General features: G+C 68.1%; 22 protein-coding genes. 12 read left to right on the top strand and 10 right to left on the bottom strand.

What is annotated here, in order from left to right:
* Positions 1 to 38: 38 nt before the first annotated feature.
* The 3 genes from ACFYRU_RS17795 to ACFYRU_RS17785 all read right to left on the bottom strand — a co-directional run bounded on the left by ACFYRU_RS17795 (position 39) and on the right by ACFYRU_RS17785 (position 1,805).
* Complete coding sequence (locus ACFYRU_RS17795; protein ID WP_387659678.1) at positions 39 to 356, bottom strand: hypothetical protein; 318 nt, start codon at positions 354 to 356, stop codon at positions 39 to 41.
* A 72-nt stretch (positions 357 to 428) separates the two neighbouring features.
* Positions 429 to 1,217, bottom strand: a complete 789-nt coding sequence (locus tag ACFYRU_RS17790) for a CPBP family intramembrane glutamic endopeptidase (protein WP_387659675.1) — start codon at positions 1,215 to 1,217, stop codon at positions 429 to 431.
* A 3-nt stretch (positions 1,218 to 1,220) separates the two neighbouring features.
* A complete protein-coding gene (locus ACFYRU_RS17785) occupies positions 1,221 to 1,805 on the bottom strand; it encodes a TetR/AcrR family transcriptional regulator (RefSeq protein ID WP_387659672.1) in 585 nt (194 codons plus the stop codon).
* A 46-nt stretch (positions 1,806 to 1,851) separates the two neighbouring features.
* Between ACFYRU_RS17785 and ACFYRU_RS17780 the strand changes: the two genes are divergently transcribed.
* The gene (locus ACFYRU_RS17780; RefSeq protein ID WP_387659669.1) at positions 1,852 to 4,251 is read left to right on the top strand and encodes a glycoside hydrolase family 3 C-terminal domain-containing protein; all 2,400 of its coding nucleotides are present in this window, start codon (positions 1,852 to 1,854) and stop codon (positions 4,249 to 4,251) included.
* 19 nt (positions 4,252 to 4,270) lie between these two features.
* On the opposite strand, the gene ACFYRU_RS17775 is transcribed toward ACFYRU_RS17780, so the two are convergent.
* A complete protein-coding gene (locus tag ACFYRU_RS17775; protein WP_387659666.1) occupies positions 4,271 to 5,245 on the bottom strand; it encodes an ArsR/SmtB family transcription factor in 975 nt (324 codons plus the stop codon).
* 58 nt (positions 5,246 to 5,303) lie between these two features.
* Between ACFYRU_RS17775 and ACFYRU_RS17770 the strand changes: the two genes are divergently transcribed.
* The 3 genes from ACFYRU_RS17770 to ACFYRU_RS17760 are packed head-to-tail and all read left to right on the top strand — an operon-like array spanning position 5,304 to position 7,919.
* Positions 5,304 to 6,548, top strand: coding sequence for an MFS transporter (locus ACFYRU_RS17770; RefSeq protein WP_387659663.1), 1,245 nt, complete (start codon positions 5,304 to 5,306; stop codon positions 6,546 to 6,548).
* On the top strand, positions 6,460 to 7,269 hold the full coding sequence (locus ACFYRU_RS17765) for an ATP-binding cassette domain-containing protein (protein WP_387659660.1): 810 nt from the start codon (positions 6,460 to 6,462) through the stop codon (positions 7,267 to 7,269). Before ACFYRU_RS17770 ends, ACFYRU_RS17765 begins: the two co-directional genes overlap by 89 nt.
* On the top strand, positions 7,266 to 7,919 hold the full coding sequence (locus tag ACFYRU_RS17760; RefSeq protein WP_387659657.1) for a hypothetical protein: 654 nt from the start codon (positions 7,266 to 7,268) through the stop codon (positions 7,917 to 7,919). The genes ACFYRU_RS17765 and ACFYRU_RS17760 overlap by 4 nt, the downstream gene beginning before the upstream one ends.
* Before the next feature lie 7 nt (positions 7,920 to 7,926).
* On the opposite strand, the gene ACFYRU_RS17755 is transcribed toward ACFYRU_RS17760, so the two are convergent.
* Complete coding sequence (locus tag ACFYRU_RS17755) at positions 7,927 to 8,979, bottom strand: LacI family DNA-binding transcriptional regulator (RefSeq protein WP_387659654.1); 1,053 nt, start codon at positions 8,977 to 8,979, stop codon at positions 7,927 to 7,929.
* 4 nt (positions 8,980 to 8,983) lie between these two features.
* Positions 8,984 to 11,347 carry a glycoside hydrolase family 3 N-terminal domain-containing protein gene (locus ACFYRU_RS17750; RefSeq protein ID WP_387659651.1) on the bottom strand — a complete coding sequence of 788 codons (2,364 nt, stop codon included), beginning with the start codon at positions 11,345 to 11,347 and terminating at the stop codon, positions 8,984 to 8,986.
* A 259-nt stretch (positions 11,348 to 11,606) separates the two neighbouring features.
* On the opposite strand from ACFYRU_RS17750, the gene ACFYRU_RS17745 reads away from it, so the two are divergent.
* From ACFYRU_RS17745 to ACFYRU_RS17730, 4 genes are all read left to right on the top strand, one after another.
* Complete coding sequence (locus tag ACFYRU_RS17745; RefSeq protein ID WP_387659648.1) at positions 11,607 to 12,977, top strand: extracellular solute-binding protein; 1,371 nt, start codon at positions 11,607 to 11,609, stop codon at positions 12,975 to 12,977.
* Positions 12,974 to 13,915: a carbohydrate ABC transporter permease gene (locus ACFYRU_RS17740; RefSeq protein ID WP_387659645.1), complete on the top strand. Its 942-nt coding sequence runs from the start codon at positions 12,974 to 12,976 to the stop codon at positions 13,913 to 13,915. Before ACFYRU_RS17745 ends, ACFYRU_RS17740 begins: the two co-directional genes overlap by 4 nt.
* Positions 13,916 to 13,918: 3 nt before the next feature.
* Positions 13,919 to 14,752, top strand: a complete 834-nt coding sequence (locus ACFYRU_RS17735) for a carbohydrate ABC transporter permease (protein WP_387659642.1) — start codon at positions 13,919 to 13,921, stop codon at positions 14,750 to 14,752.
* Positions 14,753 to 14,822: 70 nt separating this feature from the next.
* A complete protein-coding gene (locus tag ACFYRU_RS17730) occupies positions 14,823 to 16,010 on the top strand; it encodes a sialidase family protein (RefSeq protein ID WP_387659639.1) in 1,188 nt (395 codons plus the stop codon).
* Here the strand turns inward: ACFYRU_RS17730 and ACFYRU_RS17725 are convergent.
* Entirely contained in the window at positions 15,991 to 16,362 is a 372-nt protein-coding gene (locus ACFYRU_RS17725; protein ID WP_387659636.1) for a DoxX family protein, read from the bottom strand. The two genes, ACFYRU_RS17730 and ACFYRU_RS17725, sit on opposite strands and share 20 nt — an antisense overlap.
* A 24-nt stretch (positions 16,363 to 16,386) precedes the next feature.
* Here ACFYRU_RS17725 and ACFYRU_RS17720 point away from each other — a divergent pair, with 24 nt between their 5' ends.
* Positions 16,387 to 16,908, top strand: a complete 522-nt coding sequence (locus ACFYRU_RS17720; RefSeq protein ID WP_387659634.1) for a TetR/AcrR family transcriptional regulator — start codon at positions 16,387 to 16,389, stop codon at positions 16,906 to 16,908.
* A gap of 176 nt (positions 16,909 to 17,084) precedes the next feature.
* The gene (locus tag ACFYRU_RS17715; RefSeq protein WP_387659631.1) at positions 17,085 to 19,301 is read left to right on the top strand and encodes a HelD family protein; all 2,217 of its coding nucleotides are present in this window, start codon (positions 17,085 to 17,087) and stop codon (positions 19,299 to 19,301) included.
* Here ACFYRU_RS17715 and ACFYRU_RS17710 read toward each other — a convergent pair.
* Together ACFYRU_RS17710 and ACFYRU_RS17705 are read right to left on the bottom strand one after the other, a co-directional pair.
* On the bottom strand, positions 19,270 to 19,671 hold the full coding sequence (locus ACFYRU_RS17710) for a cupin domain-containing protein (RefSeq protein ID WP_387659628.1): 402 nt from the start codon (positions 19,669 to 19,671) through the stop codon (positions 19,270 to 19,272). The two genes, ACFYRU_RS17715 and ACFYRU_RS17710, sit on opposite strands and share 32 nt — an antisense overlap.
* Before the next feature lie 4 nt (positions 19,672 to 19,675).
* The gene (locus tag ACFYRU_RS17705; RefSeq protein ID WP_387659625.1) at positions 19,676 to 20,542 is read right to left on the bottom strand and encodes a helix-turn-helix transcriptional regulator; all 867 of its coding nucleotides are present in this window, start codon (positions 20,540 to 20,542) and stop codon (positions 19,676 to 19,678) included.
* A gap of 101 nt (positions 20,543 to 20,643) precedes the next feature.
* Here ACFYRU_RS17705 and ACFYRU_RS17700 point away from each other — a divergent pair, with 101 nt between their 5' ends.
* A complete protein-coding gene (locus ACFYRU_RS17700; protein ID WP_387659622.1) occupies positions 20,644 to 21,681 on the top strand; it encodes a zinc-binding dehydrogenase in 1,038 nt (345 codons plus the stop codon).
* A 49-nt stretch (positions 21,682 to 21,730) separates the two neighbouring features.
* Here ACFYRU_RS17700 and ACFYRU_RS17695 read toward each other — a convergent pair whose 3' ends face one another.
* Positions 21,731 to 22,321, bottom strand: coding sequence for a hypothetical protein (locus tag ACFYRU_RS17695; protein WP_387659619.1), 591 nt, complete (start codon positions 22,319 to 22,321; stop codon positions 21,731 to 21,733).
* A gap of 188 nt (positions 22,322 to 22,509) precedes the next feature.
* Between ACFYRU_RS17695 and ACFYRU_RS17690 the strand changes: the two genes are divergently transcribed.
* Positions 22,510 to 24,918: a penicillin-binding protein gene (locus ACFYRU_RS17690; RefSeq protein ID WP_387659616.1), complete on the top strand. Its 2,409-nt coding sequence runs from the start codon at positions 22,510 to 22,512 to the stop codon at positions 24,916 to 24,918.
* Positions 24,919 to 24,927: the final 9 nt, after the last annotated feature.

Genomic DNA, 24,927 nt, shown 5'->3' with positions numbered 1-24,927 from the left:
CCAACCTAGGCGATCGAGCGGTGCGTCGTACTGCGCGTCTACTGGGCCGCGGCCGCCTCTTCCAGGTCCGCCGGAGCCGGCGGTGGAACCGGAATCGCGTCGGGCGTCGCCGCGATCGTCTCCAGTTCGGAACGGAACTGCGGAAGCATCCAGCGCAACGGCTGGTCCAGTACGCGTGCGATGGTCGCCTGGTCGACCTTCAGCAGGCCGCCGATCCGGGCGAGCGCGTCCGGCTCGTCGGTGGCGGCGTACAGCAGATGGACGACCTCGTGCCGGTGCGCGAACACGGCCAGCGCGGCGGCGGCCAGTCCGGCATCGATTTCAGGCGGATTCGTGATTTCCCCGTTGACTGTCACGACACCAACAACCCGCCGGGGGGCGGATCGGTTACGTGTGACTCTTGACAGTTGACTAACGCTCAACAGGGGTCAGCTGGGGAGCCAGGAGACCTTGCCCAGCAGGTACGTCGCGCCGATCAGAGCTGTTGTATCGATCAAGGTGTGGGCGACGACGAGCGGCATGACGCGGCCCCAGCGGCGGTACAGGTACGTGAAGATCACGCCCATGATCACGTTGCCCGCGAAGCCGCCCAGGCCTTGGTAGAGGTGGTACGAACCGCGGAGCAGGGCGCTGGTCGCGGTCGCGCGGCGGACGGACCAGCCGAGCTGGTCGAGCCGGTGGTTGAGGTAGCCGAGTACGACGACTTCCTCGAGTACGGCGTTCTGCGCGGAGACGGCGATCAGGATCGGGATCCGCCACCAGTAGTCCGGTAGTTGCGACGGGTCGACGGTCAGGTTCGCGCCGGTCGCGTGTGCACCGATGTAGAACAGCAGACCCGCACCGCCGATGATCGCGGCGATCGCCGTACCGCGCCCGAGATCGCGGCCGCGTTCCCGCAGGTCGAAGCCGATGGTCCGGAACGACTCCTTCGTACGAACCAGCAGATGCCCCACCAGCGCGACCGGTACGAGAGCGGTCGCCACCGCGAACACCTGCCACGCCAGATCCAGCCACGGCCGCCCCGGCGCCCGAGACCCCACAATCACCGCCGTCTGCCCACCCAGCGGCTTCCCCGAGGTCAACACCCCCGCAAACGAAATAACAGCCGCCACCCCCGACGCCCCCAACGACAGCGCCAACACCAACCAAACCTCTTTGGTCAGTAGGCGCCGCTCGACACCCACCGGAGCTTCAGGCGGGTCAGCAGACTTCGTCATGGGTCAACTATTGCGCGGTGGGGCGGACAGTAGGTCGAGGAGGTGGTGGAAGGCGTCCGCGGGGTCGGTGGTCAGTTCGTACTGGGATTGGACCTGGAGGCCGTCGGAGAGGGCGATCAGGAGGGTGGCGATAGTGTCCGGGTCGGCGTCGGCGGTGAGGGTGCCTTCGGACTGGCGGGTGCGGACGGTTTCGGCGAGGCGGCTGCGGAGGGTGGCGTAGCGGTCGACGAAGAAGTCGTGGGAGGTGTGCTCGGGGTCGCCGGCCTCGGCGGAGAACGTGGAGTAGAGCTGGACCAGCCCCGGAACGGTCCCGTTGTGCCGGATGACCGCCCGCAGGCCGTCGATCGAGTCGGTGGCGTCGATCCGTTCCATGTCCGCCTCGTCGCGGGCGCGCAGCACCTCCTCGAACAGCTTCTCCTTGGAGCCGAAGTAGTGCAGCATCCCCGCCTCGCTCAACCCGGCGGCTGCCGCGAGCTCGCGCGTCGACGTCTTCCGGTAGCCGTGCCGCGCGATCACCTCCAGCGCGGCGCGCAGAATCTCGGCGCGCTTCGCGACCCCTTTCGCGTACGGACCCCGGGAAGTAGCCATATCCAAAACCTAGCATCACTCGGTTTTCAGTCGTAGCATCGTCGCCATGAACTTCGACGAGCTGCTCGGCCGGCTCTCCCTGGAGGAGAAGGTCCGGATCCTCACCGGCCAGGACTTCTGGTCCACCCACGCCCTGCCGTCGATCGGCCTCCGCTCGATGGTGCTGTCCGACGGCCCGAGCGGTGTCCGCGGTGCGGTCTGGGACGAGCGCGACCCGTCGCTCAACCTCCCGTCCGCGACCGCGCTGTCGTCGTCCTGGGACGTCGGCATCGCGCATCGGTACGGCGTGGTGTCCGCGCTCGAGGCGCGCCGCAAGAACGTCGACGTCGTACTCGGCCCGACCATCAACCTCCATCGATCGCCCCTGGGCGGCCGGCACTTCGAGGCGTTCAGCGAGGACCCGGTACTGACCGCGGATCTCGCCGCCGCGTACGTCGCGGGCGTCCAGGAGCTCGGCGTCGGCGCCACCCCGAAGCACTACGTGGCGAACGACTTCGAGACCGACCGCTTCACCGCGAACGTCGAGGTGGACGAGCGCACACTCCGCGAGGTGTACCTGCTCGCGTTCGAGAAGGCCGTCACCGAGTCGAAGGCGTGGCTGGTGATGAGCGCGTACAACTCGATCAACGGCGCCACCGCCTCGGAGAACGAGCTGCTCGAGACGCCGCTCAACACCGACTGGGGGTTCGACGGTGTGGTGGTCAGCGACTGGACCGCGGTTCGCAGCATCGAGAGCGCGAAGCACTCGCAGGACCTGGCGATGCCGGGGCCGATCGGCGCGTGGGGTGATGCGCTGGTCGAGGCGGTTCAGTCCGGCGAGGTGAAGGAGGACGCGATCGACCGGAAGGTACTACGCATCCTGGCACTCGCGGCTCGGGTCGGCGCGCTCGAAGGCACTGCGAAGCCGGCCGATCTACCGCAGGAAGACGGACAAGCCTTCGCACGAACGGCAGCGGCCGAAGGCACCGTTCTGCTCCGCAACGAAGGCGCCCTCCCCTGGAAGAACGTACAAAAGGTTGCTGTTATCGGGCACAACGCGCGGGATGCTCGTACGCAAGGTGGTGGTAGCGCGACCGTCATCCCGAAGAAGGTGGTGTCGCCGCTGGACGGTTTGCGGGCGGCGCTTCCGGATGCGGAGATCACCTACTCGATCGGTGCGGTTGTTCAGGAGGGTGTCGCGGAGTTCCCGCTCGGTACGATCACCAACCCGCAGTCCGGTGCGAACGGCGCCCGCGTCCGGTTCCTGGCGGCCGACGGCGCGGAGCTGTTCGCCGAGGACCGGTTCTCCAGCGCGCTGGTGTACCTCGGCGGCAACGCCCCGATCGGCGAGTCCGCGACGTTCGAGTTCCGTACCACCTGGACCCCGGCCGAGTCCGGTACGGTCAACCTCGGGTTCGCGTCGGTCGGCCACGGCCGGATCTTTGCCGACGGCAACCTCCTCCGCGAGGACACCGCCGTACCGGTCGGCAACGACCTCGGTGCCGCGCTGCTCTCCCCGCCGTCGATCTCGGCGCCCCTGGAGGTGACCGCCGGTCAGCCGGTCGACGTACGGATCGAACTCGATCTGCCCGAGCGCGACGGCGGTCTGAGCAACGCGCTCAGCATCACAGTCGGCGTCGAGCCGGCCAACGACGACCCGCAGGCGCTGATCGACGAGGCGGTCGCGGCGGCTCGCGACGCGGACGTCGCACTCGTTGTCGTCGGCACCAACTCGAAGGTCGAGTCCGAGGGCTACGACCGCACCACGCTCGACCTCCCCGGCCGCCAGGACGATCTGGTCCGCGCTGTCGCGGCTGCGAACCCCCGTACAGTCGTCGTGGTCAACGCCGGCTCCCCCGTCCTCCTCCCCTGGCGCGACGACGTCGCCGCGGTGCTGGTGACGTACTTCGGTGGTCAGGAGTACGGCGACGCGCTCGCCGACGTACTGCTCGGCCGGACCGAGCCGGGCGGCCGTCTTCCCACCACGTGGCCGCGGGAGCAGGCCGACGTACCGGTCATCAACGTCACGCCGGACAACGGCGTCGTCCGGTACGACGAAGGCATCCACATCGGGTACCGCGCCTGGCTGAAGGCTGGGACCGAACCGGCGTACGAGTTCGGCCACGGTCTCGGCTACACCACGTGGGAGCTGTCGGACCTGCGAGCGAACGACCCGTCGTCGGTCGCGCTGACCGTTCGCAACACGGGCGACCGGGCCGGCAAGCACGTCGTCCAGGTGTACGTCGAACGCCCGGACAGCGCGGTGGACCGTCCGGTGCGCTGGCTCGCCGGGTTCGCCGTCGTACGGCTCGACGCCGGGCAGGCCCGCGAGATCACCGTCAACCTGCACCAGCACACCTTTGAGCACTGGACGAACGGCTGGACCACAGAGCCTGGTGCTTTCACGATCCGAGCCGGCTCGTCGGTTTCGGACCTGCCGCTCTCCACGGAGCTGCAGGTTCGTTAGCTGCCCGGCTGAACGAGCTCTAACCGGGCTCGGAAGGGTTCGATGCCGGCCGTCGTACGACGCGGCGGCCGGTATCGGACTGCCAGTACAGCACCGACCGACCGGACCGCCGCCGCTCCAGCAGGCCGGCATCGGTCAACACCCGTAGGTGATCCGAGATCGTTGCCAGCGACAACCCAGTAGTTGCCACCAGCAACGTCGTACTCACCGGCGACGCCGCCTCGACCAGGATGCGCGCCCGGTTCCGCCCGAGCAGCTGCACCAACGGCTCGGCCGGTTCCTGCGAAGGAGCAGCGAAGATCCCCGTCACCGGATAGGTCAGCGCGAACCGGTCCGGCAACCGCCAGCTCACGTTCACCCGCTGCGTGTGCGCGGCGATGAACATCAGATCGCGCCCGCGGACATCGGTCACCGGGTAGTCCCAGCGGTTCACCTGGATTCGCCCGTCGCCGAGCCACTGCACGTCCGGCCCGAGCCCACGCAGTACGCCGGACCAGCCCTGCTCACTGAGCCGCGACGTCCGGGACACCACGTCGGCCTGCAGTACCCGCAACCGCCGCGGCCAGTCCGGCTCTACCGTCTCCTTCCACACCCACCGCAGCAACTCCGCCGCCTCCGCGGCGAGCCCTGAAGCCGAAAGGATCGTCGCCGGCAGCGGCGTACGTACGACGCTGAGATCGGCGCGGATGTGGTCGTCGTCCAGCGAGGTCAGGTACTCGAGCTCCTCCTCCAACGTGAGGTCGGGCTCGAGAGGTGGGAAGGTCAGGAAGTCCGCGGCCCAGCTCACTCCGAACGAGCAGTCGATCAGCGTCGCCCACAACGGGTTCGCCTCCAGCACGGCCTCGTACGCAGCCACGTGCGCGTCCTTCCACGGCCGGTACCACGGCTCTACGGGCATCCGCAGCAGCTTCAGCGCAGACACCGTCTCGGTGAGCTGCGACGTACCGAACCTGGCGTTCGCCAGGGTGTCGGCATCGACCAGGAATTCGGACACGTTTCGCCTCCACCCGAAACTCTAGGCCGCATCCGGCGTGCCGTCGATCCTGCACACCATGAGCACCTACCGGGCGATCTTCGCCAACTCCGAGTTCCGGAACCTGTGGATCGGCAGCGCGCTGAGCAACGCGTCGGCAACGATGACGAGCCTGACGCTTGCGCTGCTGGTCGACACCACGACCGGTTCCGCTCTGCTCACCGCGATGATCATGTTCGGCCCGTCGCTCGCGCAGGTGCTCGGTATCTCGACCCTGATGTCGGCCGCCGACACCGCCCGCCCGCGGCAGGTTCTCACGATGCTGAGCGTGCTGGCGACTGTCGAGGTCTCGGCCCAGGCCGCCTTCGACCTCCCGCCGGCCGCGCGGCTCGTGCTGGCGCTCGCATTGGCGTACGGCCTGTCGATCGGGTCCGGTGCGCGCTGGGGCCTGCTGAGCGAGGTGGTCGACGAGCGCCAGTTCGTCCTCGCCCGGTCCGCGATCAACCTGTCGGTCGGCGCGATGCAGATCGCCGGTTTCGGCATCGCCGGCATCCTGCTGCAGACCCTCAGCCCGTCGACCGTCCTGTGGCTCGCCACCGGATGCTCGGCGGTCTCCGTACTGGTCAACCGTTTCGGCCTGCGGGACCGCCCGCCGCGCCGGACCGCGCGGACCGGGCTCGCCGAGACCTGGCGCGGGAACCGCACACTGCTCGCCCAGCGCCGTACCCGGCCGTTGCTGCTCGCGCTCGCGCTGCCGAACGGTCTGATCGTCGGCTGCGAGGCGCTGTTCGTCCCGTACGCCGGTTCGCGCGCGGGCTGGCTGCTCGCGGCAGGCGCCGCCGGGATGATGACGGGCGACCTCGTGGTCGGCCGGTTCCTGACCCGGAACGGCCGGCGGATCGCGGCGCGGTTCCTGCGGTTCGTACTCGCCGTACCGTTCCTCGGGTTCGCGTTCGGCCTGCCGATCCCGGTGCTGTGCGTACTCGTCGGGATCGGCAGCAGCGGGTACGCCGCTTCGCTTGCGCAGCAGGAGTTGCTCGTCGACGTCACGCCGGCCGACCTTCGCGGCCAGGTGCTCGGACTGGAGTCCGCGCTGCGGATGACGACGTTCGGCGTGGTCGCGATCCTCGCCGGCACGTTCGCCGACCTGACGGCACCCGCGCCGACGATGACGGCCTGCGCCGCGGCCTCGCTGCTGGTCTCGGTTGCCCTGACCCGCCCTCTAAGCTCGTTGCATGGAAGTGGCGCGGCTGCGGAAGGTCTCCAAACGGTACGGACGGCGGGAGATCCTGACCGACGTCGACCTGCACCTGAACGCGGGTGAACTGGTCGCGCTGATCGGCGCCAACGGTTCCGGGAAGTCGACCGTACTGCGGCTGCTGGTCGGACTGTCGCAGCCGTCCGCGGGTTCGGTGGAGCGCGCGGCCCGCATCGTCGGCTACGTGCCGGACGTCTTCGCGTCGCACGATCGGCTGTCCGCCTCGGCGTACCTCACGCACCTGGGACGGATCCGCGGCCTCGGCACCCGGACCGCGCACGACCGCGCGCACGAGCTGCTCGAACGGCTCGCGCTGTCGGGCGGTGCCGGTACGCCGATGCGCAAGCTGTCGAAGGGCAACGCGCAGAAGGTAGCGCTGGCGCAGGCCCTGCTCGCACCACCACAACTGCTCGTCCTCGACGAACCGTGGTCGGGCCTCGACGTCAACGCTCACAGCACCTTGCGCGAGCTCCTCACCGAGACCGCCGCGCAAGGTGCCGCCGTCGCGTTCACCGAGCACTCCGCCGAGACCGTCCGTACGACCGCGACCCGCGTCTGCGAGCTCGACCACGGCCGGCTCACGACCACGTCCGAGCAGCTGAGCATCACCGAGGTTTCGCTGATCCCAGGCGCAGACATCGACTGGTCCGAGCACCCCGACATCATCGACGTACGCCGCCAGAACGGCCACGTCACGCTGACCCTGCCGACGGGACGGCACGACGCCGCATTGCTGACTGCGTTGAACCACGGCTGGTCGGTCACGACCGTACGGCGGGTGCCATGACCTCCCTGTACCGGTACCTGATGAACAGCGTGCTGCTCTCCCAGCGCTACCTCCCGCCGATGCTGATCTTCTTCGGTGCGCTGGCCGTCGGTACGGCGTCCGACAACGGGCCGCTGCAGTCGTCGTACGCGTTCGGCGTACTGGTGATGCTCGTCTGCTCGACCTGGCTGACGGTCGCGATCGTCAACCACGAAGACCCGCGGCAGCGGCAGATCACGCTGGTCACCGTCGGCGACTCGCTCCGGGTGCTGGCGGTCACGATCGCCGTCGTCGTCACGTGGTGCGTTCCGCTGCTGCTGTTCGGGCTGATCTGCCCGCTCGTCACCGGCGACCACAAGGTGACGATCGGCGACCTGCTGATCGGGACCGTCGCGCAGCTGGCCTCGGCGATGGTCGGGATCGCGATCGGGGTGCTGTGCTCACGGCTGCTGATCCGCCGGATCGGGATCGCGATGCTGACCGCGGCGACGCTGATCCTGCTGATGATGGTGCGCCGGATCTCGCCGGTCAGTGCGCTGATGAAGGTGCTGTCGGACGAGAAGTCCGCCGCGACCAACGCGGTACCGGCCACCCTCCTCGCGGCCGTCTGCCTCGCGGTACTGGTCGCCGCCGTCCTCGTCGCGCGGACGATCTCCGACCGGAGGGAGTAGGGCCTAGTCAGGAGGCGGCGACCGACAGGCCGTGGTGGGCGGCCGAGCCGCGGACGATCAGGGTGGTCGCCAGCTCGACGTGGTGCGATGCGACCGGCTCGCCCGCCGCGAGCTGCAGCGCTGTCCGCAGGGCGACCGCGCCCATCTCGCGGAGCGGCTGGCGGACCGTCGTGAGCGGCGGTGACGCGAGCCGGGCGACCTCGGTGTCGTCGAAGCCGACCAGGCTGAGGTCCTCCGGCACCCGCAGGCCGCGTGCCCGGGCCGCCTCCAGAATGCCGAGTGCGACCTCGTCGCTGCCGGCGAAGATCGCTGTCGGCCGCTCCGGCAGGTCGAGCAGCTTGGTGCCACCGACCACCCCGTCGTCGTACAGGAAGTCGCTGAGCCAGACGTACTCCGCAGGCACGCTGGCGCCGACCGACTCCATCGCACTGCGGTAGCCGCTCATCCGCGCCTGGTTGCACGTCGACGTCGGCGGTCCGCCGACGTAAGCGATCCGGCGATGACCGAGCGACAGCAGGTGCTGGGTCGCCGCCATGCCGCCGGCGAAGTTCGTCGAGCCGACGCTGGTCACATCGGGCTCGGGGACGTTGCCCGGATCGATGACGACCAGCGACAGCCGCGCCCGCGCCAGCGCGGCCAGGTCGGCGGCGGACAGCTCGCTGGTGATACCGATCGCGGCCCGCCGGCCGTTCGCGATCAGCTGCCGGATCCAGCTCGCCGTCCGGCCCGGCGCCGCGGTGGCGGTGCCCGGTGGATGCTTCGGATGGGACGTCAGGACGACGTCGACGCCGGCCGCCTGACCGGCCTCGACCACGCCCTGGATCACCTCGACCGAGTACGCATTGACGACGCCCTGGTAGAACAGCTCGACCGTTTCCCGCTGCGCTGGCTCGGGCCGGCGTCCGACGTACCCGTGCCGCTCCAGGATCTCCTGCACCCGCGCGCGGGTGCCCGGCGAGACGTCGCTGCGCCCGTTCAGCACCTTGGAGACCGTGGCGACCGAGACGCCGGCCGAACCGGCGACCGTCGCCAGGGTGACGCGACCCTTCAACCGCGACACCTCATCACCCTCCTCCTGGGTCCGCGCTGATCGAGACCGGCGTCGTCAGGACCCGGTCGTGCCCCACCACCCTCACATCCCCCGTCATCCGCAGCATCGCACGACACGGCAGGTCCAGCGCAGACGTGCCGACCATCACTTCGAACTCGCCCGGCTCGACGATCCGGCGCAGGTCAGGGCCTGTGTACGCGGTGCGATCGGCATGCACGCGGAACGTGACCTCGGCGGCCTGTCCCGGCTCGAGCGACACCCGCGCGAACCCGGTCAGCAGCTTCAACGGACGCGCGACCTGCGCCACCACGTCCCGCAGGTACAACTGCGCGACCTCGTCGCCGGCCCGGCTGCCGGTGTTCGTCACCCGCACCGTCGCGGTGAACTCGCCGTCACTGGCGATCTCGTCCGCACTCAGCCGCAGCTCGCCGACCGAGAAGCTCGTGTACGACGCCCCGTAGCCGAACGGGTACAACGGGCGCGTCTCCAGCCCGCTGATCCCCGCACTCTCGACACTCCCGAGCGCCGGCTGCAGGTACGTACCGGGCTGTCCACCCACGTGCCGCGGGATCTGCACCGGCAACTTCCCGCTCGGCACGATCCGTCCGCTCAACACACCGGCGATCGCCGCGGCGCCCTCCTGGCCGGGCAGGAACGCCTGCACCAACCCGGCCAGCCGCCCGTCGAACTCACCCAACGCGTACGGCCGCCCCGACACCACAACAAGTACGACAGGCTTCCCAGTAGCAAGCAACGCGTCGACAAGCTCCCCCTGCACACCCGGCAACCGCAGGTCCTCCGCGTCGCACCCCTCGCCAGACGTCCCATGCCCGAACAACCCCGACAGATCACCAACGAACGCCACCGTCAGCTCACAGTCCTGGGCCAGCGCAACAGCTTGCTCGAACCCGGAGCGATCGTCACCCATCACCTCACAGCCCTTGGCGTACGACAACTCCGCCGCGGAAAACTCGTTGCGCAAGGCATCCAACGGGGAGTTGATCGTGATGCCCAGCCCACGCTCGGGGTAGCGCGGGAGGACGTGGTTCGGGAACGCGTAGCAGCCCATCAACGTCCGCGGGTCGTCGGCGCACGGTCCTACGATCGCGATCTTCGTCAGGTCGGTGAGTGGGAGGGCTGTGCCCGCGTCGAGGAGGACGATCGACTTCTCGGCCAGCTCGGCTCCGATGGCCCTGTTCTGTTCCGAGTTCAGGTCGATGGTCTCGGTGCTGACCGAGGTTTGGGGGGTCCAGTCGGCGTCCAGGAGGCCCAGTTCGGCCTTTTGTTGCAGGACTCTTCGGGCTGCTCGGTCGATCAGGTCTTCGGAGATCTCGCCGGCTCGGACCTTGTCCGCCAGCCCGGCGAAGCCGATCGTGTCCGGCAGTTCGACGTCGGTGCCGGCGGTCAGTGCGAGCGCTCCGGCGTCGGCGTCGTCGGCCGCGACGCGGTGCATCGAGGAGAGGAACGGCACCGCCCAGTAGTCGGAGACGACCGTACCCTCGAAGCCCCAGTCGTCACGAAGTACGTCGGTGAACAGCCACGGGTCGGCGCTCGCGGGCAGTCCGTCGAGGTCGGCGTACGAGCTCATCACCGAACCGGCGGCGGCCGTCGCGATCGCCGTCTCGAACGTCGGCAGGATGATGTCGAGCAGTTCGCGACGTCCCATCGACACCGGCCCGTGGTTGCGGCCGGCCCGAGAGGCGGAGTACCCGGCGAAGTGCTTCAGGGTCGCGATCACGCCCGCGCTCTGCAGACCGCGGACGTACGCCGAGCCCAGAATCGCTACCAGATAAGGGTCTTCGCCCATCGTCTCCTCGACCCGGCCCCACCGGTAGTCGCGGACCACGTCCAGCACCGGCGAGAGCCCCTGGTGCACGCCGACCGCGGCCATGTCGCGCCCGATCGCGGCCGCCATCCGCTCGACCAGCCCGGGGTCGAACGTCGCGCCCCACGCGATCGACGCCGGATACACGGTCGCGCCGTACGTCGTGAACCCGGTCAGGCACTCCTCGTGCACGATCGCCGGTACGCCGAGCCGCGATCCCTTCAGCACCACCTCGTGCTGGCGGATGACCTCGGCGACGCCCTGCCCGACCGTCTGCGGGTAGCTGCCCCAGACCCGGGTGAGGTGCCCGAGACCGTCCCGGCTCGCGTCCTCCAGCGACACCGACCCGCCGGTCGAGAACACGTCCTCCATCGGCGCGACGTTCATCGTCTCGTCCGCGGGCAGGTCGTGGTCGGCCATGTCGTTGCCGGCCCAGCGGCTGCCGAGCTGGGCGATCTTCTCGTCCAGCGTCATCGCCGCCAGCAGCAGACCGGCACGCTCGGCAGCGGGCAGGGCGGGGTCGCTCCAGGGGCGGTCGGTCGAGATGGACAAGAAAATCTCCCTTACTGAACTTTCGTTTCGGTGAGCAATTATCGAAAACTTTTCGATGCTCCCCGGGCGATCGAGGCTGCCGGTCGCCGGTCTCTGTATCCCCTGTATGACCAGGCGATTACGTGACCTCACTGTGACCCTGAAAAGTCCTTAGTTCAAGTCTTGACAGCACAATCCTCGAAATCTATGTTTCGAAAACAAGTCATATCGGCAGGTGCTTCCGCAACCTGTGGGGGCAGCACGGAGTACGGAGATCACTGTGGATCCCAACACGACATCCCGGCGTACTTTCCTCAGCCTGGTCGGCGGTGGCGCGCTGGCAGCCGGCCTCGCAGCGTGCGGTAGTTCCGGGCCGACCAGCACGCCCGGTTCCACCACGAGCGCCGGAGGCGGCGGGGGCGCCGGCAGCGGTGCGTCGTACTGGTTCCTCACCGGACAGCCGCAGCAGGCCATCCGCGAGGCCCAGGTCAAGCGGTTCAACGACGCGAACCCGAACACCAAGCTCAAGACGAGCGAGTTCCAGAACGACGCCTTCAAGCAGAAGATCAAGACCGCCATCGGTGCGGGCCAGGGCCCGACGCTGATCTGGGGCTGGGGCGGCGGCGGCCTCAAGGCGTACGTGGAAGCCGGCCAGGTCGAGGACCTGACCGACTGGTTCAACACCGAGCAGTCCGCCCTCAAGAGCGAGATCTTCCCGTCCGCCTTCGGGGCGGCGACCGTGAACGGCAAGCTCTACGCGATCCCGGGCGAGACCGTGACGCCGATCGTGCTGTTCTACGACAAGCGCGCGTTCGAGAAGATCGGTGCCCAGCCCCCGCAGTCGTGGGGCGACATCATGGACCTGGTGCCGAAGTTCAACGAGAAGGGCATCGCGCCGTTCTCGCTCGGTGGCCAGTCGCGCTGGACCAACATGATGTGGCTGGAGTTCCTGTTCGACCGGATCGGCGGCAGCGAGGTCTTCCAGAACATCTTCGACGGCAAGAAGGACGGCTGGTCCGACCCGTCCGCGCTCAAGGCGCTCGACGAGATGCAGAAGCTGATCAAGGCGAACGGCTTCGTCAAGGGCTTCTCCTCGATCACCGCCGACTCCAACGCCGACCAGGCCCTGCTGTTCACCGGCAAGGCCGCGATGATGCTGCACGGCGCCTGGACCTACGGCAACATGAAGTCCTCCGGTGGCGACTTCGTGACCGGCGGGCACCTGGGCTACATGAACTTCCCGCCGGTCGACGGCGGCAAGGGCGACCCGAGCGACACCGTCGGCAACCCGGGTCAGTACATGTCGATCTCCTCCAAGGCCACCGCGGCCGAGAAGGACACCGCGAAGAAGTTCATCGCCAACAACACCCTCGACGACGCCACGGTCGACGCCTGGGTGAAGTCCGGCAACATCCCGGTCGTGAAGAGCGCCAAGGACAAGCTCTCCTCGATCACCGACAAGAACGACAATGCCTGGCTGAACTTCGTCTACGACACCGCGGCGAACGCGAAGAACTTCGCGCAGTCGTGGGACCAGGCGCTCAGCCCGACCCAGGCCGAGACCCTGCTCGACAACATCGCCAAGCTCTTCCAGCTGTCCATCTCCCCGCAGCAGTTCGCGACGAACATGAACGCGGTGATTGGACAGTGACAGTTACCGCTCCGCCCGTCGCGCCGCCGACCGGCCGCACCGCAGCGTCCCGCGCCGGCTCCTCCGGCGCCGGGCGGAGCGGTGCGGTCGCCTGGATGGTGCTTCCCGCACTGCTGCTGTTCCTGGTGTTCGGCGTCGTCCCGCTGGTCGGCGTACTGGTCCTGAGCTTCACCCAGTGGGACGGGCTCGGCCCGATCCACACCGCGGGGCTGGCCAACTGGAAGTCGGTGCTGACCGACTCGCAACTCCCGCACAGCATCCTGGTGACCTTCGAGATCATGATCCTCTCGTGGGCCGTGCAGACCCCGATGAGCCTGTTGCTCGGCACGTTCCTGGCCGGCCGGCAGCGCTATCGCGCGTTCCTCGCCGTGCTGTACTTCATCCCGCTGCTGCTCAGCTCGGCCGCCATCGCGATCACGTACAAGGCGCTGCTCGACCCGAACTTCGGGCTCGGGCCCGGCCTGAAGCTTGGGTTCCTCACCCAGGACTGGCTGGGCCGGAACAACCTCGCGATCGGCGTGGTGATCTTCATCGTGTCCTGGCAGTTCATCCCGTTCCACTCGCTGATCTACCAAGGCGGCGTCCGGCAGATCCCGACCACGATGTACGAGGCGGCCTCGATCGACGGCGCCGGGCGGATCCGGCAGTTCTTCAGCATCACGGTGCCGCAGCTGAAGTACACGATCATCACGTCCTCGACGCTGATGGTCGTCGGTTCGCTGACCTTCTTCGACCTGATCTTCGTCCTCACCGCCGGTGGTCCCGGTGACGCCACCCGGGTACTCGCGCTCGACATGTACAAGCGCGGCTTCATGTCCAACCAGATGGGTCCGGCGAGTGTGATCGCCTCGTTGATCGTGCTGCTCGGCCTCGCGCTCGCGCTGATCCTGCGACGCCTCGGCGGCAGTACGACGGCCAGCCAGCAGGAAGGTGCCTGAACGATGCAGGCTCGCAAACTCACCCAACTGAACTGGGCCGGCGGTTTTGCCGGCTGGATCTGGCTGGCGATCGTACTGATCCCGCTGTACTGGATCGTCGTCACCAGCTTCAAGGACCAGACCGCGTACTTCGCGCAGAACCCGTTCGCGCTGCCGTCCGCGCCGACCACGAACAACTACAAGCTCGTGATCCAGTCCGACTTCCCGCGGTACTTCCTGAACAGCGTGATCGTCACCGCGGGCACGATCCTGCCGGCGATCGCGATCTCGTTCATGGCGGCGTACGCGATCATCCGCGGCGCGGGTAGCAGGTTCCTCGCCGGGGTCAACGGCCTGTTCCTGATGGGGCTGGCGATCCCGCTGCAGGCCACGATCATCCCGGTCTACCTGCTGATCATCCGGATGCACCTGTACGACAGTCTGCTGGCGCTGATCCTGCCGTCGATCGCGTTCTCGATCCCGCTGTCGGTCCTGGTCCTCGCGAACTTCATCCGCGACGTACCGAAGGAACTCTTCGAGTCGATGCGGGTCGACGGCGCCACCGAGTGGGGCATGATGCGCAAGCTCGCGCTGCCGCTCACCCGGCCCGCGCTGGTCACCGTCTCGATCTACAACGGCCTCGGTGTGTGGAACGGGTTCCTGCTGCCGCTGATCCTGACGCAGAGCCCGGACAAGCGCACCCTCCCGCTGGCGCTGTGGACGTTCCAGGGCCAGTACAGCGTCAACGTCCCGGCGGTGCTCGCCTCCGTCGTCCTCACCACGCTCCCGATCGTCATCCTCTACGCCGTCAGCCGCCGGCAGCTCCTCAGCGGCCTCACCGCAGGCTTCAGCCGTTAATCAGTGCTTGCGGAACCAGCGCTTCAATTCTTTCGCCCGGGAGGCAGAAGTGCAGTATCGCCATGCGCGCATGACCAGTTCGACCGATCCGGCATTCCAGATTTCCCGCCGCATGTTTCTCGGTGCGGGCGCAGCAGTCGCTGCGGGCGTAGGCCTCGCGGGGCCGGCGTTCGCAGCCCCGGACAGTCCCGGTGGTGAAGTCCCGTTCGGGCCCGTCGTCGTGGCTGGTCAAGGCGGGCGCACGTCCTACGCCCGCGCTGTCCGGCTCGGCACCTCGGCGCCGGGCAAGTCGCGGACCCTGCTCGCCACCTATCAAGGTGGCGGCCCGGGGTTCCCTGTCTACCGCAGTGACGACGACGGCCGCACGTGGACGAAGCAGAGCAGCGTCCCCGCCGCGCCGTCCGGGGTGTATCTGCAGCCCTACCTCTACGAGTTGCCGCGCGCGTTCGCCGGTTTTCCGAAGGGGACGCTGCTGTTCGCGTGCAACTGGCTCGGGAAGAACTTCGGCAGCACGAACATCCAGCTGTACGCCAGTACGGACAGCGGCATCACGTGGCAGTTCCTGAGCACCGTGGCCCAGGGCGGACCGGCCAACACGACGAACGGCGCGACGCCGGTGTGGGAGCCGTTCCTGCTGCTGCACAACGACAATCTCATCTGCTACTACTCCGACCAGCGCGACCCCAACTTCGGCCAGAAGCTCGCGCATCAGACCAGCACGGACCTGTACACATGGGGCCCTGTCGTCGACGACGCGACCGGAACCGCCTACGCCGAACGGCCCGGCATGACCACGGTGGCGCGGCTGCGGGGCGACCTGTGGATCATGACCTACGAATTCGGGGAGCCCGACGACCCGGAGCACCCCGATCAGAACAACTACTCGTACCACGTGCACTACCGGATCGCGAAGGACCCGGAGTCGTTCCGGTTCTCCCCCGACATCCCGCTCGTGGACCCGTACGGCTACACCCCGAACGGGGCTCCCGTCGTCACGTGGTCGCAGTTCGGGGGCGCGAACGGAACGATCATTGTCACGGGCAACGACGACCAGGACTTCCTGATCAACCGCAACCTCGGCGACCCCGCGGCATGGCGGCGGTTCTCGTCGCCGATGCCGGCCGGCTACAGCCGGTTCACGATCCCGCTGGAAGGCCCAGGGGACCCGCACAACCGTGGCCTGGTGTTCGTCATCACGGGCGCGCAGTACGGCAAGTCCGGGCCTGTCGAGGCGGGCATCATCTCGCTGGCAGGCTGAGCTTCCGGCTCCGGGGCCTGGTCGCCCACGACGCGAGCGCCAGTACGGCGAACGCGGCGGGGGCGACCGTCCCGGAGTACTGCTGCGCGGCGAAGTTCGAGGCCGCCGCGCCGGTCATGTTGATCAGCACCCCGGCGTACGCCCACTCCTTCAGCCGCGGAAACCCCGGCACCGCGATCACCACCGCGGCGGCGAGCTTCGCACCACCGAGCATCGGCGACAGGTAGCCCGGATACCCGAGCTCGATCAGCATCGGATAGAACGGCGCCATCCGGAACAGGTCCATCGCGCCGCCGACAGCACACTCCCCCACGACAATCGCGGTCGTGGCCCAGTAGGTTCTTCTTCGCATCCGACTCTCCGTGCGCGGCAGCGGATGCTCGAGGCGGCGCTGTCCGTACTCGACGAGTCCGGTCTGGCCGGGTTCACCATGGAGGCGGTCGCCCGCCGCGCCGGCGCCAGCAAGGCGACCCTCTACCGCCGCTGGCCGACCACCGGCGCTCTTCTGGTCGACGCGATGGACGCCACCTACCGCCCGTTCCCGGTTCCCGACACCGGCTCGGTGGCCAAGGATGTCACCGAGATCCTGACCGCGTTCGTCACCCTGCTCGAACGGACGCCGTTCCCCCGCCTGCTCGCCGCGTTCATCGACGCCGCCGAACGCGATCCAGCACTCTCCGAGATCCATCAGGACCTGACGAAGCGCCGTCGCGAACCCATGCTCGCCGTCCTGCAACGCGGCCGCGACCGCGGCGAACTCCCACCGGACACCGACCCCGAGCTGACCACCGACCTACTGACCAGCCCGTTCTTCTACCGTCATTTCGTTGCCCACCGCCCCATTCCCCGACGGATGGTCGGCGACGTGATCGCCCGCGTCCTGTTCCCGAAGATCTGAACCTTTACGGCACCGCTCCAAAGAGGTACCGTTGGGTGTTTGTGTCGGGAAATAAAAAAGAGCCCTCTTCGGGCTCACAGGTTCAGAATATCAGAGCTTCTCGGGTAATGCAAGAGAGGTCGGGGGTAGGCGTGCTGGAGCAGGAGATCGCCGCAGAACAAGGCGAAGTGACACAGATGTACGCACGGCTCGACGTGCTGCGGGAAAAGGCGCGCGGTGAACTCGGAAGGGTCCAGGTGGAAGAAACCACCGGCACCGACCAGGCCCGCTCCGAACGCGAGTCGTTCACCAAACTCTTTTCCGGCCGGTTCGGGCAATTGTCGTCGGTCGAACGTGGACTGTGTTTCGGGCGGATCGACGAGACCGCAGGCGAACGGTTCCACATCGGCCGGATCGGGCTGTTCGACGACGACTACAACCCGTTGTTGATCGACTGGCGGACGCCTGTCGCGCAGGTGTTCTACCGGGCCACCACGGCCGAGCCGCTGGGCGTCAAGCGCCGCCGGCACATCCGCTTGCACGGCCGTACCGTCGTCGGCGTCGACGACGATCTACTGGACGCCGCCGCGCTCGGAGACGGCGAACGCAGCACGCTGATCGGCGAGGCCGCGCTGCTGTCGTCGCTCGGCGCGAGCCGGACCGGCCGGATGAACGAGATCGTCGCCACGATCCAGTCCGAGCAGGACGAGATCATCCGCTCCGGGCTTCCCGGCGTACTCGTCGTCCAGGGCGGCCCGGGGACCGGCAAGACCGTGGTCGCACTGCATCGGGCGGCGTACCTGCTCTACACGTACCGCGAGCAACTCGGGCGTACCGGCGTACTCGTCGTCGGCCCCAACACCACGTTCCTGCGCTACATCGACCAGGTACTCCCCTCGCTCGGCGAGAACGACGTCGTCCTGGCGACGGTGAGCGAGCTGTTCCCGGGCGTGACCGCGACCGCGCCGGAATCCGCCGAGGCGGCGCGGATCAAGGGCGAACTGGCGATGGCGGACGTGATCGCGCGGGCGGTCGCGGCGTTCCGGATCGTGCCGGCCAAGGCAATCCGGTTCAAGGTCAACTCCGACGAGCTCGTCCTCCGGCCGGACGCGATCCGCAAGGCGCAGCAGGGCGCACTGACCGCGCAGCCGCTGCACAACCGGGCGCGGCCGATCTTCGTCCGGCGGATCATCAAGACGCTGACGAACCAGATCGTCGACCGGATCGGCAAGCAGTACGTCGGGGACGCGGACGTCGAGGACCTCGAGCAGGAGCTGTTCCAGGACGACCAGGTCCTCGAACTCCTCGACCAGTTGTGGCCCGAGCTCACACCCCAGCTGCTGGTATCGGTGCTGTTCTCGTCCGACGACCGCCTCGCGGCCGCTGCCCCGTACCTCACCAGCGCCGAGCGTGCGGCCGTACTACGACCTCTCGCGGCGGACTGGACCCCGTCGGACGCCGCCCTGCTCGACGAGGCGGCCGAACTGCTCGGCGAGACCGCGGACGTCGTCGTCGGCCGCAAACGCGAGGCGTCCGAGGCGGCCGCCGCGGCGGAGGCGAACCGCGAGTACGCGAGCGGCGTGGTCGACATCGAGCTGACCGCGGAACGGATCGAGATCATGCCGTGGGAGATCGAGCAGTTCCGCGACCTGATCGCCCAACGCACCCAGCAACTCGCGAACCCGGCCCCGGCGGAGCCCGGCGCCTTCGACCGTACGTCGGTCTTCGGCCACGTGATCGTCGACGAAGCCCAGGAACTGTCCGCGATGGACTGGCGGATGCTGATGCGCCGCGCCCCGCGCCGCTCGATGACGCTGGTCGGCGACATCGCCCAGACCGGATCGGCCTCCGGCGTACGCTCCTGGGCCGAGCTCCTCGACCACTACGCCCCACGCCGCTGGCGCACCGCCGAACTCACCGTCAACTACCGCACCCCCAGCGAGATCATGACGGTCGCCGCCGGCGTCCTGGCGGCGATCGACCCCACCCTCCAGCCCCCGGCGTCCGTACGCGACACCGGCACCGAGCCCTTCATCGACCCGATCCCCACTGGGTGCCTGGTCGACGCCCTCAGAGCCGCCGTCAAATCCGAACAACGAGCCGTCGACGACGGCCGGATCGCGGTCATCGTCCCGGCGCACCGCTACGACGAGTTCGCCGCCGCCCTCCCCAACGTTGCCCACACCCACGACCCGTCCGTCCTCGACGGCACAGTCGCCCTCCTCGATGTCCCCCAGTCCAAGGGCCTCGAATTCGACTCGGTCGTCATTGCCGACCCCGCAGGCATCGTCGCCGCCTCCGACCGCGGCCTCTCCGACCTCTACGTAGCCATCACCCGAGCCACCAAACGCCTCACCGTCCTCGGCAACCTCCCGGAGGTGCTCACTCAGGTACGACGTACTCCGCATCCGTGACGTGTTCGCCCCATTCGGTTTCCGGGGTGCCGTCGTCGGCGCCTTCCCAGATGGCGGTGTGGGTCATGAAGTTGTCCGGGCAGGCACCGTGCCAGTGCCATTCGCCCGGCGGCGTGTAGATGACGTCACCGGGGCGGATGACCGTGACGTCGCCGCCGCGCGACTGGACCAGGCCGATGCCTTCGGTGACGTGCAGGGTCTGGCCGTTCGCGTGGCGGTGCCAGGCGGTGTGGGCGCCGGGGGCGAAGCGGACGGTGTTCACCCGGACGCGCGACGGGGCTTCGCCGCGGATGATCACGTCGAACCAGACGTCGCCGGTGAACCACTCCGCCGGGCCCTTCGCGGTCGGCGGCTTGGGCAGGATTTCCACAGCACTATTCCTTGTCTTGGGCAACAGTATTTTGGGTGGCCGCCCAGCTGGCCAGTAATTTCAGGGCGTCGGCGGTGGGGGTGTTGGTGGGGGCGGTGTAGACGACCATGGTGAGGCCTGGGTCGGAGGGGAATTCCATTGCTTCGAAGTCGATTTCGAGGTCACCGACGACCGGGTGGTGCAGTTTCTTGCGGCCGGAGCGGTGGAAGCGGACGTTGTGGTCCGCCCATCGCGCACGGAACGTCTCGCTCTGGGTGGAGAGTTCGCCGATCAGGTCGCTGAGCGCTTTGTCGTGCGGGTTCTGGCCTGCTTGCAACCGCAGTACGGCGGCGATGTCGTCGGCGGCGCGGTCCCAGTCGACGAAGAACTTCTGGGCGGCCGGGTCGAGGAACGTGAAGCGCGCCGTGTTCGCCGGGCGGCGCGGGTCGGCGAACATCGACGCGTACAGCGCCCGGGACAGCTGGTTCGCGGCGAGGATGTCGAAGTGTGCGTTGCGGATCCACGCCGGCGCATCGGTGATCGCTTCGAGGATCTGCTGCAGCGCCGGCCGTACACCCTTCGTCGCCGGACGTCGCCGTACCGGAGTGGCATCGGACTCACGCGCCAGCGCGTACAGGTGGTCACGCTCCGCCTCGTCGAGCTGCAGCGCCCGGGCGAGCGCCTCCAGCACGCTCTCGGACGCGCCGGCAAGGTTCCCGCGTTCCATCCGGACGTAGTAGTCCACCGAAACGCCCGCCAGCAGGGCCACCTCCTCGCGGCGCAGCCCCTTCACGCGACGGTTGCCGCCGTACGCCGGCAGACCGGCCTGCTGAGGAGTCAGCCGCGCACGCCGGGAGCTGAGGAATTCCTTGATCTCGGCTCGGTGGTCCATGTCCTCCAGCCTACGGAGCAGTACGGCGGTAAGGGAGGCACTGCCATTACCTGGAACGACAGGCACTGCCACGCCCGTCCGGAGCAGCCTTCACTGGAGCCATGCGAGCGACTTACATCTACAGCGCCGGAGACGTGCGCGTCATCGACGTACCGGATCCGGTGATCCAGCAACCAACAGACGCCCTGGTGCGGGTCGTACGGTCCTGCATCTGCGGCAGTGACCTGCACCCGTTCCACAACCTGCCCGACACCCCGGGCGGCAAGACCATCGGTCACGAGTTCGTCGGTGTCGTCGAGGACGTCGGGCCGGACGTGCGCACGCTGCGGAAGGGCGACTTCGTGATCGCGCCGTTCGCATGGTCCGACGGCACGTGCGACTTCTGCCGCGAGGACCTGCAAACGTCCTGCTGGCACGGTGGATTCTGGAACGCGAACGGCGTCGGCGGCGGCCAGGCCGAGGCGGTCCGCGTACCGCTGGCGGACGGGACGTTGGTGAAGGTGCCGGGTGGTGCCGATCCCGCGTTGCTCCCGTCGCTGCTGACGCTTTCTGACGTCTACGGCACCGGATACCACGCCGCGCTGAAGGGCGGGGTGTCCGAGCGGACCACGGTCACGGTGATCGGTGACGGCGCGGTCGGGCTGCTCGCCGTGCTCGCGGCGAAGCAGTTCGGTGCCGAGCGCATCGTGCTGATGGGGCGGCACAAGGACCGTACCGATCTCGGTGTCGAGTTCGGCGCGACCGACGTGGTGGCCGAGCGGGGCGAGGAAGGAATCGCGAAGGTCCGTGAGCTGACCGGCGGAGACGGTACGCATGTCGTACTCGAAGCGGTCGGGCACCTGCCGGCGTACGAACAGGCGCTCGGCGTGGTCCGCCCGGGCGGGGTGATCAGCCGCGTCGGCGTGCCGCAGTACGACGAGGCGCCGATCGGTTTCGGCACGCTCTTCCTCCCGAACATCACCCTCACCGGCGGCCCCGCCCCGGCTCGCGCGTACATCGAACGCTTACTCCCCGGCATCCTGGACGGAACGGTTGCCCCAGGCAAGGTCTTCGACCGCACCGTCAGCTTCGACGACATCCCGGCCGGTTACCGCGCGATGGACGACCGGACCGCGCTCAAGGTGCTGATCGAGCCGTGACAAGTGCGGCTACCGGGTGAGGTGGGATGGGCCCGGTAGCCGCGGTACCTCAGCCGGCCAGGGCGATCGACGTGGTCGCCTTGTCGAGGACCTTCGTCAGCAGCACCCGGTCCTGCAGCCGGCCGCCGACGGTCAGCTCGATGTTGGCCGTCGTCATGCCCCACTGCGCGACGTACCGGGTGGCGACCCAGCGCGTCGTCGATCCGCTCCGATACGTGTAGACCAAGGTCGTCATCGTCAGCGGCCCCTGCTGGGCGTGCGTGTTCGTTGCCGACTTCCTGCTCAGGATCTTCAGGCCGCGCGTACCCTTGAGCGCCGCCTGCTTGTGCTTCGCGGCCGCCGCCGGGCTCGGACCGGTCAGGTTCATCCGGATCCGGATCATCCGCGGCGCCGACCGGTCCGCGAACCGGTACTCGTCGGTGCCCAGCCGGACCGCCCGCCACGTCCTCGGCAGTACGGCGGTCGCGAAACACCCCTCGTCGTAGTAACAGTTGAAATACCGCTTCACGAACACCGGCGATGCTGTACTCACCGCGGCGTACTTGGTTGCGCCGTCAACGGATGCCTCCGCCGGCAGTGCCGCCGACACCAGCAGCCCCGCGGTTCCCATCAGCGCGATTCCCGCTCCCCAACGCTTCATCCCGCTCCCCCTTGGATCGAGTTGTTCCCCTGCTGATGGGACGCCGCGTACGAGCCGTTGGTTGGGAGGTGGCATGATCGTCTGGCAGTGAGCCTGTCGTCACTGAGGGTGAGATCGTTGGGCTAATGTGTAAATTCCGTAACGAGGAGACTCCCGAACGGCTCTCTCGTCACGTACTCTGCCCAACCATGCACAGAGGCGAGCGACGGGCCAAGCGGCCCAATGTCGTGTGGTCGGTGTTCGTGTTCCTGGTGGCCAGTGCGGTCGCGGGAGCGCTGGCCGCCGGACTGGCCCTCCCGTTCGCCGGTCTGGTCGGCGTGACCACGGCGAAGGCGCACGACTCGGTCCAGTACCTGCCCCAGGACCTGGAGACCGCACCGCTGGCCCAGAAGTCGATCATCCAGGACTCCGAAGGCCGCACCATCGCCACGCTGTACCAGCAGAACCGGACGCCGGTCACGCTGAAGCAGATCAGCCCGATCATGCTCAAGGCGATCGTCGCGATCGAGGACGACCGGTTCTACGAGCACGGCGCGCTCGACTTCAAGGGCACGCTCCGCGCGCTGCTGCGCAACAAGTCCTCGGGAGGCGTCCAGCAGGGCGGCTCGAGCATCACCCAGCAGTACGTGAAGCAGAGCCTGATCAACAAGGCCCGCACGCCCGAAGAGGTCAAGGAGGCGACCGCCGAGACGTACGAGCGGAAGATCGCCGAACTGCGCTACGCGATCGCCGTCGAGAAGACCATGTCCAAGGGCGAGATCCTCAACGGATACCTGAACCTGGCGTTCTTCGGCGACCGCTCGTACGGCGTCGACGCCGCCGCGCAGCACTACTTCGGCGTCCACGCCGCGAAGCTCAACCTGCCACAGGCCGCGATGCTCGCCGGCATCGTGAAGAACCCGACCGGCTACGACCCGCTCGACAATCCGAAACGCGCCAAGGCCCGCCGCGACGTCGTGCTGCGCCGGATGCAGGAACTGAACGTCATCACCGCCAAGCAGGCCCAGGACGCGATCAAGACCCCGGTCATCGACCCCGCGAAGGTCCAGGTCGTCCCCAGCGGCTGCGCCAACTCCAGGTACCCGTTCTTCTGCGAGTACGTCGTCTCGAAGTTGAAGGCCAACAACGCCTTCGGCAAGACACCGGACGAGCGGGAGAACTACATCGAGACATCGGGTCTGGTGATCAAGACCTCGCTGGACCAGGACATGCAGGCCGCCGCCGCGACGGCGGTCGCACAGCATTCCAAGCCCACCGACAACGTGATCGGCGCGGTCACACTGGTCGAGCCGAACACCGGCCTGGTCCGGGCAATGGCGCAGAGCCGCCCGTACGGCGCCAAGAAAGGACAGACGGCGTACAACTACAACGTCGAGAAGTCCTACGCAGGTGGCTTCGGTGGGTTCCAGAACGGGTCCACGATGAAGGCCTTCACGATCGCGGCCGCGATCGCGAAGGGCGTACCGACCACGTACCGGATCCGCTCGCCCCAGACCATCGACCTGAGCGGCAAGAACTTCGAGACCTGCAACGGCCCGACCTCCGATCCGAACTACGTGCCGAAGAACTCGACGAAGACGATCCTCGATCCGTCGATGGTCGACGCGGCCCGGGCCTCCACCAACACGTACTTCCTGCAACTCTCGCAGCAGATCGGCCTGTGCCCGATCGCGACCATCGCGGGCCAGCTCGGCATGTACGACGCCCAGCAACTGAAACCGCTCAAGCAGGTCGTGTCGTACACGCTCGGCGCGGCCGGTTACGTCACACCGATGATGCTGTCGAACGCCTACGCGACGTTCGCCGCCCGCGGCATGTACTGCAGCCCGACAGTGATCCAGTCGATCACGTCGCTGAAGACCGGCAAGACGATCCCGACGCCCGGCCCGAACTGCCACCGCGTGCTCTCGCCGGGCGTCGCGGACGGTGTCAACTACGTCCTCCAGCAGGTGATGGTCAAGGGCGGTACGGGTGCGAAACTGAAGTTCGGCAACAGCGACCTCGCGGGCAAGACCGGTACGACCAACGACAACCTGTCGGTCTGGTTCGCCGGGTACACGTCGCAGCTCGCCGGCGCCGCCGTGGTCGCCGACGCGGATCCGCCCGCCAGGAACATGATCGGCCAGACGTTCAACGGCAAGAAGCTGAAGGACGCTTCCGGTTCGGGTACCGCGGGCCCGATCTGGGAGACCGCGATGCAGCTCGCGCTGCAGGGCAAGCCGAGCAGCAAGTTCGTCAAGGCCGACGACAAGATCATCCGCGGCAACGTGAAGGACCTCCCGAATCTCAAGGGCATGACCCCCGCGGACGCGGCCGCCAAGCTCCTGTCGATGGGCTTCCAGGTCCGCATGGACCACGGCCCCCAGGTCGACTCCGACGCCCCGGCCGGCACAGTCGCCTGGACGAACCCCCGCCAGGAGGACGGCGCACCCGCAGGCTCGATCGTCGTGCTCTTCATCTCCAACGGCAGCAAGGCCCAACCGCCGACCCCACCCATCACTCCCCCGGTCATCCCGCCGCCCACGATCAAACCCCCACCCAACATCCCCACCTGCCCACCCTGGGACCCCAAGTTCCCCAAGTGCAGGGGCCGCTGAGGTATTCAC

Source organism: Kribbella sp. NPDC004536 (assembly GCF_042873835.1).
Lineage (GTDB): Bacteria > Actinomycetota > Actinomycetes > Propionibacteriales > Kribbellaceae > Kribbella.
This window is presented reverse-complemented; position numbering and strand designations above follow the sequence as displayed.

Excerpts from the sequence above, each read along its gene's own strand:
- ACFYRU_RS17730 (WP_387659639.1), top strand. The coding sequence starts at position 14,823 with ATGACCAGTTCGACCGATCCGGCATTCCAGATTTCCCGCCGCATGTTT.
- ACFYRU_RS17785 (WP_387659672.1), bottom strand. The coding sequence starts at position 1,805 with ATGGCTACTTCCCGGGGTCCGTACGCGAAAGGGGTCGCGAAGCGCGCC.
- ACFYRU_RS17695 (WP_387659619.1), bottom strand. The coding sequence starts at position 22,321 with ATGAAGCGTTGGGGAGCGGGAATCGCGCTGATGGGAACCGCGGGGCTG.
- ACFYRU_RS17725 (WP_387659636.1), bottom strand. The coding sequence starts at position 16,362 with ATGCGAAGAAGAACCTACTGGGCCACGACCGCGATTGTCGTGGGGGAG.
- ACFYRU_RS17790 (WP_387659675.1), bottom strand. The coding sequence starts at position 1,217 with ATGACGAAGTCTGCTGACCCGCCTGAAGCTCCGGTGGGTGTCGAGCGG.
- ACFYRU_RS17700 (WP_387659622.1), top strand. The coding sequence starts at position 20,644 with ATGCGAGCGACTTACATCTACAGCGCCGGAGACGTGCGCGTCATCGAC.
- ACFYRU_RS17765 (WP_387659660.1), top strand. The coding sequence starts at position 6,460 with ATGGAAGTGGCGCGGCTGCGGAAGGTCTCCAAACGGTACGGACGGCGG.
- ACFYRU_RS17760 (WP_387659657.1), top strand. The coding sequence starts at position 7,266 with ATGACCTCCCTGTACCGGTACCTGATGAACAGCGTGCTGCTCTCCCAG.
- ACFYRU_RS17770 (WP_387659663.1), top strand. The coding sequence starts at position 5,304 with ATGAGCACCTACCGGGCGATCTTCGCCAACTCCGAGTTCCGGAACCTG.
- ACFYRU_RS17780 (WP_387659669.1), top strand. The coding sequence starts at position 1,852 with ATGAACTTCGACGAGCTGCTCGGCCGGCTCTCCCTGGAGGAGAAGGTC.
- ACFYRU_RS17720 (WP_387659634.1), top strand. The coding sequence starts at position 16,387 with ATGCTCGAGGCGGCGCTGTCCGTACTCGACGAGTCCGGTCTGGCCGGG.
- ACFYRU_RS17705 (WP_387659625.1), bottom strand. The coding sequence starts at position 20,542 with ATGGACCACCGAGCCGAGATCAAGGAATTCCTCAGCTCCCGGCGTGCG.
- ACFYRU_RS17735 (WP_387659642.1), top strand. The coding sequence starts at position 13,919 with ATGCAGGCTCGCAAACTCACCCAACTGAACTGGGCCGGCGGTTTTGCC.
- ACFYRU_RS17690 (WP_387659616.1), top strand. The coding sequence starts at position 22,510 with ATGCACAGAGGCGAGCGACGGGCCAAGCGGCCCAATGTCGTGTGGTCG.
- ACFYRU_RS17715 (WP_387659631.1), top strand. The coding sequence starts at position 17,085 with ATGTACGCACGGCTCGACGTGCTGCGGGAAAAGGCGCGCGGTGAACTC.